This window comes from Nocardia sp. NBC_00416 (assembly GCF_036032445.1).
Lineage (GTDB): Bacteria > Actinomycetota > Actinomycetes > Mycobacteriales > Mycobacteriaceae > Nocardia.
On the sequence record NZ_CP107932.1, the window covers coordinates 5,865,548 to 5,879,667 of the forward strand.

The following is a 14,120-nucleotide window of genomic DNA, read 5'->3' on the forward strand; positions in this document are numbered from 1 at the left end:
AGACGAACGGGTGAGCGCAGTGCCGACCGGCAAGGTGAAGTGGTACGACGTGGAAAAGGGCTTCGGGTTCCTTTCCCAGGACGAGGGGGAGGACGTCTATGTCCGCTCGTCCGCGCTGCCCCAGGGCGTGGAAACGCTCAAGCCCGGCCAGCGGGTCGAGTTCGGGATGGCGGCCGGGCGGCGTGGGCCGCAGGCGCTGAGTCTGAAGCTGGTCGAGGCGCCGCCGTCGGTCCGGCAGAACCAGGAGCGCAACGCCCGCAAGGAGCCGATCGCGCGTAAGCACAGTCCGGACGAACTGCACGGCATGGTCGAGGACATGATCACGCTGCTGGAAGCGAAGGTCCAGCCGGATCTGCGCAAGGGGCGCTACCCGGATCGCAAGACCGCGCAGCGGATCTCGGAGGTGGTGCGCGCCGTGGCGCGCGAACTCGACAGCTGATCCGAACAGCACGTTCTCGTGGGCCGGCCGGGGCATCCGGGCCGGCCCACAGTCGTCTCAGGCGGTCTTGATCGACCACACGGCGTGCGGGATGGGGAACTGGTTGCCGGTCTCGTCGATCGCGATGATCATCACCTGCAACTCCACGCCGATCAGCTCCAGCCCCGGTTCGGGTCGTGACGGGACCGTCAGGGCGCGGGCGTTCTCGGGATGGTCACGGTAGGAGCTGGGCCGCTCGACCACCTCGCCGTCCGGACGGGCGTAGAGCGGCAGCAACTCCCACGGCGTGCCCACGATCTGGTCCGGGAGCGAGATCTGCAGGGGATCACCGGCCGGCACCTCCAGGAACACGGTCTCGCCCTGTCGGCAGTCCTGCATCTTCACTGTGCAGTAGCGGAACGGCGGGACGGTCACCGTGGTGCCGTGCGCGTATGCGGTGAGTTCCGGATCCTGCGGTTCGGCGTCCCGCGCCAGCAGCCAGACCACGCCGGCGGTCGCGACCACCAGCACCAGGATCCCGGCCAGGGCCAGCGCGAGCGTCGTGCGGACTTTGTTGGTACTCACCGGGCGGCTTCTCCTCGTGGGGGGTCGTAGTGCGGAACTTCCTGCTCGGCGTGCAGCGGTCGGCGACCGCCGAGACCCGGCAGCAGGCTGAACCCGCGATAGCTCAGCACAGTCTGGACGAGCCCCCCGGCCAGCAGTGCACTGACCACCGCGAAGCCTTTCCAATAATCGGTCGGCAGCAGTACCCCGCCCGCGCCGCCGATCACCCAGCTCAGCTGCAGCACCGTCTCCGAGCGGCCGAAGCCGGACGCGATCGACTCCGGGGGCAGATCGTCCTGGATGGCCGCGTCCAGCGAGACCTTGGCCAGCGCGCTCGCACCGGAGGCGACCAGCGCGGCCAGTGCCGCGCCGAACAGGTTGTCCAGCACCAGGGCGAGGACCGCGACGGCCGTGCATCCGATCGTGCAGTTCACCACGATCAGCGAGGGCCGGCCGAGCTGGATCCGGGCTCCGGAGGCGTTGCCGGCGAAATTGCCGACGGCGGCCGCCGCGCCCACCAGGCCGAGCATCGCGGCCTGCTGGACGGGCCGATGCTCGGTCGCTTTGGCGACGAACGCTATATAGAAGGTCAGGAATCCGGTCAGCACGCGGATGCTGCCGTTGCCCCACAGTCCGGTGACCACCGCTCGCCCGAGCGGCTGCCGGCGTTTGCGCGGCGGCACGGCCGATTCGTCGGCGGTTTCGAGTAGTTCGGTCGGCGCATCGTGCCGGTGGTAGCCGAGGGTTGTGGGGACCTCACCCTCGGTGATCTCCACCCAGCGCGGCATACGCCAACTCAGATAGGCGCCGCCGACGGCGATACCCGTGGCCAGAATCAGCACGCCGGTGGAGCCCGTGATCGCCGCGGTGACCCCGGCGATCCCGCCGGCGCCCAGCGTGCCGCCCACCAGACCGAACACAGTAAGACGGGAATTCGTGCGGACCAGGTCGATATCGGGTGGTAGCACCCGCGGTGTCACCGCGCTCTTGAGCACCGCGAACGATTTGCTCAGCACCATCATGCACAGCGCCAGCGGGTACAGCACCCAACTGTCGAAACTGAAGATCAGCACCACGGCCAGGACGGCCCGGACGGCGAACGAACTGGCCAGGGCCAGCCGGCGGCCGCGCTGGAGCCGGTCGAGGGCGGGGCCGATGAGGGGCGCGATGATCGCGAACGGGGCGATGGTGATCAGCAGATAGAGCGCGACCTTGGATTTGCTCTCCGCGGTCGCGCTGGCGAAGAACAGGGTGTTGGCGAGCGCGACCGCGATCGCGGCGTCCAGGGCGAAGTTCGCCATGGTGGCGTAGGTGAGCGCGGTCAGCCCGGATTTGTCCGCGCCGTCGGCTTCGGCCGCTCGCCGGAAGGTGGCGATACCTTTCTCGGTGAGTTCCCGGCCGCGCATCGCCGCGACCCGGGTGACGGTGAGCTTGCGGGGTGAGCGGCGGCTCTCGTCGTCGTATTCGGTACCGGGTTCGGTGCTCGGGTACTCCTTGGTCGCCGCGGGTTCGCCGGATTCGCCGCCGCCGGGCCGATCGTCGGTGCCGGCGCGTTCGGTCCGGTCCTGCGGCCCGGCTCCACTCGGCCCGGCTCCACTCGGCCCAGGGGCGCGGGATTCGGGGGCGCGGGGTTCGGGGCGGGGCGTCGGGTGACCGGCGGTCCGGTCGGCGCGCGGTTCGCGCTGCGCACCCGGCGGCGAAGGGAGGTCCGGGCGGTGCCGGCCGTCCCCACCCGCTTCCGGCCGGAGACCGCGGCCGGGCGCTGGGCCGAATCCACCCGGCGTGGGGCGCCCCGCCCCGGAGCCCGGGCGTCCGCTATCCGGTGCGCGGGGGATGCCGTTCGCGTCGCCGATCCGGCGGGCGGAGGGGTTCGGACGCGGGTCGCCGACCTGCTCCACCCGGGCGTCAAGCCGACCGGGACCGGGCGCGGTCACCTCGCGCGTCGAGGGTTCGCCGTCCGCCGCTCCACGTGACCCGCCCAGCGCCCCGAAGACCCGGGCGAAACGCCCGATCCGCTCCGGCGATCGGGCAGCGGCGTCGGTGACCGGCCGGACCCGGTGACCGCTGCGCTGCGCCGCCGCCGCGCGATCGTCCGGCCGGGCCGTATCGGATTCACCGAAGGGCAGCGGGCGGGTCGGCGGCGGGGCGGGACGGGTGTTGCCGGGATCCGGTTCGCGATTGCGGTGTGGCACGTTCGGCGGGGGGTAGCGGTCGAAACCTGGATGCCGCTGGGGCGGCGGAGACTCGCCGGCGGGCCACTGACCGCGATCGGAATCGGAGGGCTCGCGGGAAGTGGGCACATCCTCAATTCTGGCCCACCGCGCGGCGCCGCAAACCCCGCCCTGCTCACGGTGACCGGAAAGTGAGCTGTATCGCTCTACGCCGGACCTCTCAGGACGGGACGAAACGGACCTCGAACACCGTGGGCCAGTACTTTCCGGTGATGAGGAACCGGTCGGTGCCCGGGATCTGGGCGATCCCGTTCAGGACATCGGTCTGTGCGCGCTCCGCGGCGGACAGCAGTCCGGCGGTATCGATGACAGCCAGGACACGCCCGGACTCCGGATCGATCCGCAGGATCTGATCGGTGGGCCAGGAGTTGGCGTAGACCGAGCCGTCCTCGGCGCATTCGAGTTCGTTCAGGCGGGCGGAGGTATGGCTGGTCAGCGCGACCGAACCGGTCGGGGCGAAGGTGACCGGGTCGCGGAAAGTGAGTCCGGCCGACCCGTCGCTCATGACCAGCTGTCCGTTCCTGGTGCACAATCCCCAGCCCTCACCCGGATACCGGACCCGGTGCTTCTCGGCGAGGGTCTGTGGGTCGCGAGCGAACGCGACCCCTTCTTGCCAGGTGATCTGCCACAGCGTGTCGCCGGCGAGCGTGACGCCCTCGCCGAAAAAAGGTGGCGGAAGTTCCGTGCGGGCCAGTTCGGCGCCGGTATTGCGGTCGGTTGTCCGGATGCCGGAGAACCCGACCATCCCGGTGCTCTCGTACAGCACGTCACCGTCGATTTCCAGGCCCTGGGTGAACGCGCCGAGATCGTGCGGATGGGTCGCCAGCACGTCGGCGGTGAGGCGCGGGACCGCGTCATCGGCGTCTCGGCAGGCCGCCGCGGCGAGCAGGCAGACCAGCGCGGCACCGACCCAGGTACGCCGAGTGTGCTTCATACGGCAAAATGTAGACCGTGAGCGCAGTATCTGTTTCGGACACCGAAGTGCGGACGATCCTGGCCGGGGCCGTCGACTTGGCGCGCAGTGCGCTCTCGGACCTGGAGCCGACCGGGGTCGGAGCACATCTGGGAGTCCACGCCGAGGACGACTGTTCGGCGACGCATCGTTTCGAGGCCACCCTTCCCGGCTACCACGGCTGGCAGTGGGAGGTGGTGGTTGCCGCCGCGCCCGATACCGACCGGGTGACCGTGAGCGAATCCGCGTTGCTGCCCGGCCCCGAAGCGCTGATCGCACCGGACTTCGTGCCCTGGGACCAGCGCATCCGGCCCGGCGATCTGGCGCCGGGGGATCTCCTGGCGTCGCCCGTCGACGACCCACGCCTGGCACCCGGCTATACGGCGACCGGCGATCCCGAGGTCGACGACGAGGCCCGCCAGATCGGTCTCGGCCGCAAACAGGTACTCAGCCGTGCGGGCCGGGCCGATGCCGCCGAGCGGTGGTTCGCCGATTACGGCCCCGATACCGAGATGGCCAAGGCCGCCCCTGGCGCCTGCGCGAGCTGTGGCTTCTACCTGCCGCTGGCGGGTGCGCTGCGGGCCTGTTTCGGGGTCTGCGCGAATCCGATGGGCGCGGACGGTCACGTGGTGCACATGGGTTACGGATGCGGTGCGCATTCGGATACCGAGCTGCCGACCGGCGCGGGGTCGCCGCTCTACCAGGCCTTCGACGATGCGGCGATCGAGGTCTATTCGATCGCGCCGAAGCCGGGAGCCGCGGAGCCCGGTTCGGCGGAGCGCGACGCGGAAGCCGGCACTTCGGAGGCAGGCGGGGTTGCGCCGCCCGCCCCGCCGTCCGAGTCCGAAGAGCCGGGGCGCACCGATGCCGCCCGCCCGGAGCCGGACGCCCGGGCCGCCGCGGACGATTCCGCCACGGGCGTAGTGGCCGGCGTCGAGCCGGATCGATCCGCGGACACCGCGGAGCAGACGGCGGCACCGGACCACACCGCGGCGCAGACCGCGGGCGGCACGGACGACCTTCGGGATTCCGGAACCGATAGCCCGCCGGAACCCGCGTCCGATGTTCGAGAGCCGAAGCCGGCCGAGGACTGACGGGCCGGCCCCGGGGCCGTACGCCGGACTCCAGTGGCGCAAGACTGTGATCCGCGACCGTCCGAGTGCGTTCGCGGGGTGATCGGGTGACGACGTGGGCGCCGGAAGGCGTCCGGCCGGTCGGCGTGTCCGGACACGTACGCTGACTCGGGTGAGTGAGACCGGTGCGGTGGGCAATACGTTCGGACCAGCGGAAACAGGTACCGGCACCACGGATCCCTTCGATACCGCGGGACTGCGCGCCGCGGTGCTGGCGGCGTGGCGGGATTCGCCGACCCGGTTGCGTGAGGACACGGCGACCGAGGCGGATCTGGTGCGGGCCGGCTACCGCGATCGGCTGCTGACCGAATTGGCGCAGAACGCCGCGGACGCGGCGGTGAAGGCCGGGGTGCCGGGACGGATCACCGTGCGGTGTGCGGGCCGGACCTTGTCGGTGGCCAATACCGGGGCGCCACTGGATGTTTCCGGGGTGCACGCACTGACCGCCCTGCGCGCGTCCGGAAAATCCGGAGGCGGCGGCGAAACCGGGCGGTTCGGCGTCGGGTTCACCGCGGTGCTGACCGTGAGCGAAGATATCGAGTTCCGTTCGACCAGCGGGTCTCTGCGTTTCTCCCGGCAACTCACGGCGGCGGCGCTGACCACGGCCGGGGTGGTAGTTCCCGAGACCGGGACCGAGTACGCCCCGCCGATACTGCGACTGGCCTGGCCGACCGCCGCGCTGCCGTGCGCCGGTGCGGACACCGAGATCGTGCTCACGCTGCGCGACGGGATCGACCCGGCGGCGCTGCTGGAATCCATGCGGTCCGAGGCGGCCGATCTGCTGCTGGAGCTGCCGGCCCTGCGTGAGGTCCGGATCGAGGACCATACGGTGCGCTCCGAGACCCGGGAGTCGGGGCTTCCCGGGGTGAGTGAGCTGTGGATCCGTGGCGCCGGAACCGAGCAGTTGTGGTGGCAGTTCCGGGCCGCGCGGGCGCGCTGGCTTGTCCCGGTACGGGACGGCGTCGCGGTGCCCGCCGGACCGGATGTGCTGCGCGCGCCGACCCGCTCGGACGAGGAATTGTCCCTGCCGGCGGTCCTCGTCGCCGATATCGCGATGCAACCGGATCGCCGCCGCGTGCTACCCGGGGCCCGGCTCGCCGAACTGGCGGCCGGATACGCCGATTTCGCCCGGGCGCTGCCCCCGCGGTCGCGCCTGGTGCTCGTCCCGGCTCCGGGGTTCGCGCGCAGTGAGACCGACGGCCTGCTGCGGGAGGCGCTGCTGCGTGAACTACGGAACGCCCCGTGGCTGCCGGTGGTCGCCCCGCCCGCGGACGACACCTCCGGAGTCGCCGGAACGGCGGCTCTCGACCGGGTCGCGGTGCCCACCCGGGCGAGCGTTTTCCCCGACCTCACTCCCGAACTGGCCGATCTGCTGGGCGGCGTACTCGATCCGCTGGTGTCACCGGATCTGTCCGGGGCGCGGTTCGCCGAGGCGCTGGCGGTCCTGGAGGTCCACCGGCTCGGACCGGCGCGGCTGGCCGAGTTGTCCGGCGGTCTGGATCGGTCGCCGTCGTGGTGGTTCGCTCTGTATTCCGCGCTGGAACCGTTCGTCGTCGACCATCTGGTGGTCGAAGAGCTCGGCGCCCTGGCGGTACCGACGGCCGACGGGCGACTGGTGACCGGCCCGCGCACGGTGGTGCTGGACGACGAACTCGCGGCCCTGCCCGCGGAGGTGCCCGTGCACTGGGCGCGGCTGGTGCACCCCGCGGCGGCGCATCCGTTGCTGGCCCGGCTCGGCGCGCAGCGGGCGAGTGCGCCGGACCTGCTGTCGGATCCCGCGCTACAGGCCGAACTGACCGAACACCCGGACGATCCGGAGACGATCGAGGCGGTCCTGCGGCTGGCGGCGCTGGCCGATTCGGCCGAACTGCCGCCCTGGCTCGGCATGCTCGAACTACCGGAGGGCACCGGCGGCGTGCGGCCGGCGGACGAACTGCTCCTCCCCGACGCTCCGCTGATCGAACTACTGGTTCCGGATTCGCCGTTCGGGGTCGTCGCCGAGGAGACGGTGGCCGAGTACGGGGCCGCGGCCCTGCGGGCGATCGGGGTCGGCTGGGATTTCGGACTGGTGGCCGAAAGCGACCCCACCGGTCCCGACCATGATCTCGACGAGGAGGAAACCTGGTGGGCCGGGCTTTCCGACGACCCCGCGGAGATGGTCGCGGTACGCGATCTGGACCTGGTGGACGACGCGGCCTGGCCGGAGGCGCTGTGGCGGTTGCTGTCCACGCAACGGACCCGGCCGCTGCTCGGTGACACGGCCGGCTACACCGCGTGGTGGCTGCGCCGATACGCGCGGATCGACGGTATCGCGCTGGGCGGCTACCGGCACCCGGCGGACACCGATTTCGCCGGGCTGCTGCCGGAACTTCCGATCACCGGTTTGTCCCGCGCCGATCTCGACGCGTTGCGCGGCTGTCTGGCCGACGGCGCCGCAATGGATCTCGCGCTCACCGAAGCTCTCCTGGAAGCTCTGGCCGACAGCGGGAAGACCCCGGCACCCGAAACGGTCTCGCTGGTGCACGCCCGGCTGGGTGCGGCCGTCCCGCGGCTGGACCTCACCGCGCTCGACCCGCCGGACCGGGTGCGGGCACTATCCGGTGCGGTGATCGATGCCGGGGACGCGCTGGTGCTGGATCAGCCCTGGTTCGGCCTGGCCGTGCCACCGGATCGGCTGGTGGTCGCGGATCCGGCGACCGCGCGCGATCTGGCCGTACTGCTGGATCTTCCGCTGGTTTCCGAACAGGTCGACGCGCAGGTCCAAGGCGACGGGGAAGAAACCGGCTGGGCGGACGAGCCGCTGGGCGTGGTGGTCCGCCGGTTGTTCGCATTGCCTCCGCAGGACGGTCCGCTGATCGTGCACGACGAGCTGCGCGTCCGGCTGACGGGTGCGGTCACGCGCACGATCACCGTCCCCTGGTGGCGCGACGGCGCCACGACCCATATTCTGCGGCCGGGCCGCCCCGACTGACCGCCGCGCCGGTCTACTCCGCGTGTCCGGCCAGCGCGTGGGCGAGCAGATCCAGTTGTGTCCGAACGCTTTCGCTGTCGTTGTCGACCAGCCAGCGCAGTACGATGCCGTCGATCACGCTGAGCGTGAACCGGGAAAGCTGATGCACCGGCACCTTCCAGGTGCTGCCGGTGGCGTCGCGGGCGTGATCGAGGATATCGGCGACCGTGGAATCGTTGAAGCTGTACTGCTCCCGGGCGATCGCCAGTTTGGCGGGGGTCTGTTCGCCTTCGCGCAGCGCGTAGGTGGTGGTCTCGTAGGTGAGCAGCTGGCGTTCGGGGGTGGCCTCGATGTTCAGCCACATCAGTTCCAGCCCGGAGCGCAGCAGATCGCGCAGAGCCGTATTGCCGCTGCCCGCTTCCTGCCAGACCGATTCGTTGGCGTCCACCGAATCGCGCAGCTCCATCGATAGCGCCTTGACCAACTCGGTCATCAGCGCGTCCTTGTTCTCGAAGCAGTAGTGCACCACGCCTAGTGAGACGCCCGCGGCTTGGGCGACATCGCGGGTGGTCACCCCCGCGACTCCCTTTTTCTCGGCAAGGCCGATCGCGGCCTCGATAAGGTGGGCCCGTCGTTCTTCGACGCTCAATCGGGTGGACACCTGAGCGAGTTTGGCCTGATGGACTCGAACAGTCAATTCCCGGCGGCGGCCGCTGAGCACCCGGGCGCCCCGCTGGCCCGCGGCCCCGCTGCCTCGGACTATTCGGGTCCGCCGGTCACAGTCCGGTCTGGGCGCCCTTATCGCCGCGGCGCGCGCCGCGGCGCTGCACGGCGAAGATCAGGTAACCGAGCAGGCCGACCGCCAGACCCATCAGGCAGATCGGGCGCGCGGATTCCCAGCGATGCCCGCTGAGCCAGACCACGGCGGTGGCGACGGCGAACAGCGCGCAGCCGACGGCCAGGACCGGACGAGGGTCGGTCAGCCGTGCCGGGAACTGCGGGAGCTGCGCGTTCATTCGATCAGGATAACCGCTGTACGCGCGCCGATCCGACGTGTGTCACGTATGGTTCACATTGTGAATACCCACTCGGATGTGCGGGCGTTGGCCAGCGACCTCTCGCTGGCGGTGGTGCGCTTGACGCGGCATCTGCGGGGGCGGCGCGGGGAATCGCAGATATCGCTCACCCAGCTCTCGGTCCTGGCCACGCTGGGCAACGAGGGCGCGATGACGCCCGGTGCGCTGGCGGCCAAAGAGCGGGTGCAGCCCCCGTCGATGACCCGGGTGATCGCCTCGCTCACCGATCTCGGTCTGGTGGCGCGTAATCCGCATCCGACCGACGGCCGGCAGATCATCGTTTCGCTGTCCCCGGCAGGTCACGCACTGCTGGCCGACGAGCGCAGCGCGCGGGAAGCCTGGATGAGCGCACAGCTCGCGGGCCTGGCGCCCGACCAGCTCGAGGTGCTCGAGCGTGCGGTGGCCATCATGAACCAGGTCGTCGCCGACTCGGAGTGAACGCGCGGCCGCTCCGGTCGCGTCGCGGATCGGTGCGTCAGCGGTAGCTCGCCGCGAAAGGTTGGTCGCTGTCCACGATTTCGCGACCCAGCGGGAAGAGCGCGAGCGGGATCAGTTTGAGATTGGCCCACGCGAACGGGATCCCGATGATCGTGCAGGCCAGCACGATGCTGGTGCCGAGATGACCCAATGCCAGCCACCAGCCCGCCACCACGAACCAGATGATGTTGCCCAGCAGCGCGCCGGCGCCGGCGCCCGGCTTCTCGACGGTGGTGCGGCCGAACGGCCACAGCATGTAGACACCGTTGCGCAGCGCGGCGATCCCGAACGGGATCGTGATGATGAGAACGAAGCAGATCAGCGCGGCTACGAAATATCCCAGCGCCATCCAGAACCCTGCGAAGATCAGCCACAGGATATTGAGCAAGAGCTGGATCGGCTTCATACCTCCAGCATGCCCGAGCGCGGTCCCGGGCGCACCCACAGAGGAGGGTCCGGCGCGGTGTTGGCAGGATGGGCGCCGTGGCCGTGGTGCTCGAAGTGGACAGTGTCGGTGATCCGCGGGTCGACGATTTCCGGGATCTGAAGGCGGCGGACCGCAGACCCGACCGTCCCGGCGGGAAGGGTCTGGTCATCGCGGAGGGAACCGTGGTGGTGCGCCGGATGCTGGATTCGCCGTTCCGCCCGCACGCCCTGCTCGGGGTGGACAAGCGGTGGCGGGAACTCGCCCCCGAGCTCGGCGGCCTGGACATCCCGTTCTACCGGGCCTCGGCCGAGGTGATGGCCGAGGTCGTCGGTTTCCACTTGAACCGCGGTGTGCTGGCGGTGGCGTACCGCCCACCCGAACGTGATTTCGACGAGGTCGTCGCGCACGCCGCGACGGTGGCGGTCCTCGAGGGGGTCAACGATCACGAGAACCTGGGGGCGATGTTCCGCAACGCGGCCGGTCTGGGGGTCGACGCGGTGCTCTTCGGCGACCGCTGCGCCGATCCGCTGTACCGTCGGTCCGTGCGGGTTTCGATGGGTCATGTGCTGCGGGTGCCGTTCGCCCGGGTGCCGGAGTGGCCGGCCGGGCTCGACCGTTTGCGGCGGCGCGGTTTCCAGGTGATCGCCCTGAGTCCCGATCCCGCGGCGCCCACGCTGGCCGCCGCGCTGACCGGTGACCGGGTCGCCCTGCTGCTCGGCGCCGAAGGGCCAGGCCTCACCGAGGAGACCATGGCCGCGGCGGATGTGCGGGCGCGGATCCCGATGTCGGCGGGCACCGATTCGCTGAATGTGGCGACCGCCGCGGCGATGGCCTTCTACGAACGGGTGCGGGCGTCGTGACCCCGGCACTGGACCGGTCCGGTTCCGGCAGGACATCCTGCCCGCCCGCCGAGCCCACACCGTGGGCGGCGGGCATCACCGTAGCGGCTCTGGTAGCGGCGCTCACCACGGTCGGCGTCTACGCGTTCGGGGCCGCGCTGACCCAGGTCCACCCGCTGCTGTCGCTGGCGGTGAACCTCGTCGCGGTGGGAGGTGTCGCGCCGACGGTATGGCGCTGGCGTACCCGTCCGGTGACCCGCTGGGTGCTCGCCGGGGCGAGTGCCGGGGTGGTACTCGCCTGGATCGGGTTGCTGTTCACCGCGTGAACCGGCGGCCTCGGCGTGGCCTAGAGTTCGGCGCTCAGGGCGGTCGTGTCGTGGCCGCGCAGCCAGGACAGCAGACCTTTGCGCTCGTGTGCGACCCGGTTCGGCGGTGGCGGCGGCGCCGAATCCTCGTCGGCATGCCCGCTGGGATACAGCCGGAAACCACAGACCCGGATGTCCTTCGGTGTGATCGGGCGCGTCTCCTCGCCGAAGCCGTCCAGTTCCGCCGTATCGCTCGCGGCGGCCACGGCTTCCGGGAAGTACTGGAAACCCACCCATTCCCGATTGGCCGTATCCGCGAAACCCGGCGGGTCGAAAGGCAGGACCAGTGGATCCGCCAGTTCGCCGACGCGCCACAGAATCGGATGCTCACCCGCCCAGTGCGGCCGCTCCCAGGGATGTGGCAGACCCTGATCCTGCAGAATGTTCAGCCGGGTGGAACTGAACGCCCGGCGCAGTTCGCCGCGTTCCCAGTGCGCGAACGAACCCCAGCCGTATTCGAGATCGAAGGCCACCAGATAGGTGTGCTCTTCGGCGAGCGGCCGCACCAGCAGATCCGGGATGGCGGTCGGCTGGACCCGCGCCGCGTAGGAACTGCACAGCAGGGTGAGTCCGGGGAAACAGCCGATATAGAGCTCATCGGATTCCGGGCCTTCGACATCGCCGAGCGTGCGGGCGACCGTCGGCTCCACCTCGAGGTCCGGATGGAGTTGCCTGGCCAGCGCGTAGGCCGCGGCCGGATCCGGGTCGGGATCGGCGCGCAGGACAGCGAGCGGGTCGGGGGTATCGACGTACCACACCGATGAAACCTTGGACAGCATCGGTCCACCTCCGATAGCGCACGAAACCAGGTCGCGAACTTCTCGGCGCGCACCGTTGCTGTCGTCGTCCGGACAGGGCCGGAGTCATCGGACCGCGTCGCCGTACTGGGGAATTTACTAGGCGAATCAGGTGATTCCGGCGGTTGCGCGGGGTAACACGCCGGGCCGACCGGCGTCAGTTACCCGAACTCCGGACACCGAGCAGCACGTCTTCCCAGGAAGGCATCGGCGCCTTGCCGCGCTTGGTCCGGCCGGTCGATTTCGTGGCTTTCGCCGGTGCCTTCTTGGCCGCCGGCTTCGCCGCGGGCGCGGTGGCGGGCTCGGGAGCCTCGGCTTCCGGTTGCGCGGCGGGCTGTTCCGCGGGGGTCTCGGCCTCCGCCGGGGCCGGAGGGGCCACGGGCGCGGCGACGATCGGCGCGGCAGGGGATTCGGCCGGTGCCGCGGCAGCTTCGGGCGCGGTCTCACCAACTGGCGCGGCGGCCTCGGCGGTGACGGCCCGGGGCTGGTCGTGCTGAGCCTGGGCCGCGATCGGCGCCGCTGCGGGAGCAGGCTCGGGCGGGGCTACCGCGGCCGGAGCGGGTTCGGCCGCAGCGGGTACGGCCTGCGGAACCGCGACCTGCGGAACCGCCGCGCCGGATTCGGCAGGGGTGGGCGGCACTTCCGGCACCTGGGCGGGTTCCTGGGGCTGCGGCGCGGTGGGTGTCTGCGCGGCAGCGGGAGCTGGGTGGGCGACCGGCGGCCGAGCCGGTTCCGGTGCGACCGGATGGGTTTCGACCGGCGGCCGGTAGGTTTCCGCAGGGGGGCGGTAGGTTTCCGCCGGCGGCCGGTAGGTCTCGGCAGGGGGGCGGTAGGTTTCCGCCGGCGGCCGGTAGGTCTCGGCAGGGGCGCTCGCCGTAGCTGCCCCCGGGGGCAGCGCGGCGGCGCCGTTGGGTCGGCTGCCGCCGGGGGAGAGTGGAGTAGGGGTGGCGGGCAGCGGTGTCGTGCCGCCGGCGGCGATCGCGTGCTGGCCGTAGTAGTCGTCCACCGCGGCCGGCCGGGCGGGTTCACGCCGGGGTTCGGCCACCGGCTCGGGGGCGGCCGGGGCTTCCGATTCGACCGGCAGGATCGAAGCGAGTCCGCGTAGCGCGCGTCCGAAATCGGGATCGATGAGATCGGTGGCGGGGTCGTCGAGCGGGGATACGCTGCCGCCGTGCGCGTCCGGCTGGTAACGCCAGTGCGCGGCGATCTCCGAACGGCCGTTCTGCCACTGCAATTGGGCGACCCAGAAGCCCTTCTCGTCCTTCCAGGCATCCCATTCGGCATTGTCGAGGGTATGGCCGCGCGCGGTGAAGGCGGCGGTCACCACATCGATCAGGATCTCGACGGCCGGGCCGTCCGGCCGGATCGGATGCGCTTTCTGCGCCAGTTCGGCGGCGCGCGCCCGTTCCAGGAGCACCGGATAGGCGAACCGCTCCACGCGGCTCGTCGGCATACCGGATTCTTGCGTCACCTGTTCCACGGACGCGCCGGCGCGGATTCGAGCCTGGATATCGCGAGGACGCATAGTTGCTTCCATTTCGATCTCGATCTGGCCGAATCGGGCAAGGTCGCCGCGGGCCGCGGCACGGAGTTTGTCGTCGGCGGGAAGCCGGAATTTCTGGCCACTTTCAGTGTCGACGCACACGATATGAGCGGAGTCGGGCGTCACCCCGATCACTCGAAGTTCACGCACCGTTACCTCCTTATCGCGTCGCTCGCGATACCGCCCACGTTCTGGAACAGTAGTGCACTTCTGGGATTCGTGTGGCAAGACACGCGGCACCGAAATGTACCCTGTGGCCGTCGTCTACCGCTAATCTTCTCTATTCCCTTGTGTATCAAGTTGATTCCCCGCAGGGGTCTTATAACACCGGCGGGCCCGCCGCGCAAC

General features: G+C 70.6%; 14 protein-coding genes. 6 read left to right on the forward strand and 8 right to left on the reverse strand.

Features of this window, described 5'->3' with window-relative positions; genetic code table 11:
• The first annotated feature begins 19 nt into the window (after positions 1-19).
• A complete protein-coding gene (locus OG804_RS25425) occupies positions 20-439 on the forward strand; it encodes a cold-shock protein (RefSeq protein WP_328390605.1) in 420 nt (139 codons plus the stop codon).
• A 57-nt stretch (positions 440-496) separates the two neighbouring features.
• Here OG804_RS25425 and OG804_RS25430 read toward each other — a convergent pair whose 3' ends face one another.
• From OG804_RS25430 to OG804_RS25440, 3 genes are all read right to left on the reverse strand, one after another.
• The gene (locus OG804_RS25430; RefSeq protein WP_328390607.1) at positions 497-1,003 is read right to left on the reverse strand and encodes a DUF2771 domain-containing protein; all 507 of its coding nucleotides are present in this window, start codon (positions 1,001-1,003) and stop codon (positions 497-499) included.
• Complete coding sequence (locus tag OG804_RS25435) at positions 1,000-2,817, reverse strand: MFS transporter (protein WP_442941907.1); 1,818 nt, start codon at positions 2,815-2,817, stop codon at positions 1,000-1,002. The genes OG804_RS25430 and OG804_RS25435 overlap by 4 nt, the downstream gene beginning before the upstream one ends.
• A 556-nt stretch (positions 2,818-3,373) precedes the next feature.
• On the reverse strand, positions 3,374-4,147 hold the full coding sequence (locus OG804_RS25440) for a glutaminyl-peptide cyclotransferase (RefSeq protein WP_328390609.1): 774 nt from the start codon (positions 4,145-4,147) through the stop codon (positions 3,374-3,376).
• A 17-nt stretch (positions 4,148-4,164) separates the two neighbouring features.
• Between OG804_RS25440 and OG804_RS25445 the strand changes: the two genes are divergently transcribed.
• Both OG804_RS25445 and OG804_RS25450 read left to right on the forward strand, forming a co-directional pair.
• On the forward strand, positions 4,165-5,259 hold the full coding sequence (locus OG804_RS25445) for a DUF3027 domain-containing protein (RefSeq protein WP_328390611.1): 1,095 nt from the start codon (positions 4,165-4,167) through the stop codon (positions 5,257-5,259).
• 247 nt (positions 5,260-5,506) lie between these two features.
• A complete protein-coding gene (locus tag OG804_RS25450) occupies positions 5,507-8,269 on the forward strand; it encodes a sacsin N-terminal ATP-binding-like domain-containing protein (protein ID WP_328398737.1) in 2,763 nt (920 codons plus the stop codon).
• A 13-nt stretch (positions 8,270-8,282) separates the two neighbouring features.
• On the opposite strand, the gene OG804_RS25455 is transcribed toward OG804_RS25450, so the two are convergent.
• Positions 8,283-8,909: a TetR/AcrR family transcriptional regulator gene (locus OG804_RS25455; RefSeq protein ID WP_328390613.1), complete on the reverse strand. Its 627-nt coding sequence runs from the start codon at positions 8,907-8,909 to the stop codon at positions 8,283-8,285.
• Positions 8,910-9,024: 115 nt separating this feature from the next.
• Positions 9,025-9,264, reverse strand: a complete 240-nt coding sequence (locus tag OG804_RS25460; RefSeq protein WP_328390615.1) for a DUF2530 domain-containing protein — start codon at positions 9,262-9,264, stop codon at positions 9,025-9,027.
• Positions 9,265-9,312: 48 nt separating this feature from the next.
• Here OG804_RS25460 and OG804_RS25465 point away from each other — a divergent pair, with 48 nt between their 5' ends.
• On the forward strand, positions 9,313-9,762 hold the full coding sequence (locus tag OG804_RS25465; protein ID WP_328390617.1) for a MarR family winged helix-turn-helix transcriptional regulator: 450 nt from the start codon (positions 9,313-9,315) through the stop codon (positions 9,760-9,762).
• 37 nt (positions 9,763-9,799) lie between these two features.
• Here the strand turns inward: OG804_RS25465 and OG804_RS25470 are convergent, their stop codons facing one another.
• Complete coding sequence (locus OG804_RS25470; RefSeq protein ID WP_328390619.1) at positions 9,800-10,207, reverse strand: YccF domain-containing protein; 408 nt, start codon at positions 10,205-10,207, stop codon at positions 9,800-9,802.
• Between the two features lie 68 nt (positions 10,208-10,275).
• Between OG804_RS25470 and OG804_RS25475 the strand changes: the two genes are divergently transcribed.
• Together OG804_RS25475 and OG804_RS25480 are read left to right on the forward strand one after the other, a co-directional pair.
• A complete protein-coding gene (locus OG804_RS25475; RefSeq protein ID WP_442941629.1) occupies positions 10,276-11,088 on the forward strand; it encodes a TrmH family RNA methyltransferase in 813 nt (270 codons plus the stop codon).
• A complete protein-coding gene (locus OG804_RS25480; protein WP_328390621.1) occupies positions 11,085-11,393 on the forward strand; it encodes a DUF2537 domain-containing protein in 309 nt (102 codons plus the stop codon). Before OG804_RS25475 ends, OG804_RS25480 begins: the two co-directional genes overlap by 4 nt.
• A 20-nt stretch (positions 11,394-11,413) precedes the next feature.
• Here OG804_RS25480 and OG804_RS25485 read toward each other — a convergent pair whose 3' ends face one another.
• Both OG804_RS25485 and sepH read right to left on the reverse strand, forming a co-directional pair.
• The gene (locus OG804_RS25485) at positions 11,414-12,211 is read right to left on the reverse strand and encodes a DUF6928 family protein (RefSeq protein ID WP_328390623.1); all 798 of its coding nucleotides are present in this window, start codon (positions 12,209-12,211) and stop codon (positions 11,414-11,416) included.
• A 175-nt stretch (positions 12,212-12,386) separates the two neighbouring features.
• A complete protein-coding gene (gene sepH, locus OG804_RS25490; protein ID WP_328390625.1) occupies positions 12,387-13,922 on the reverse strand; it encodes a septation protein SepH in 1,536 nt (511 codons plus the stop codon).
• Between the last annotated feature and the right edge of the window lie 198 nt (positions 13,923-14,120).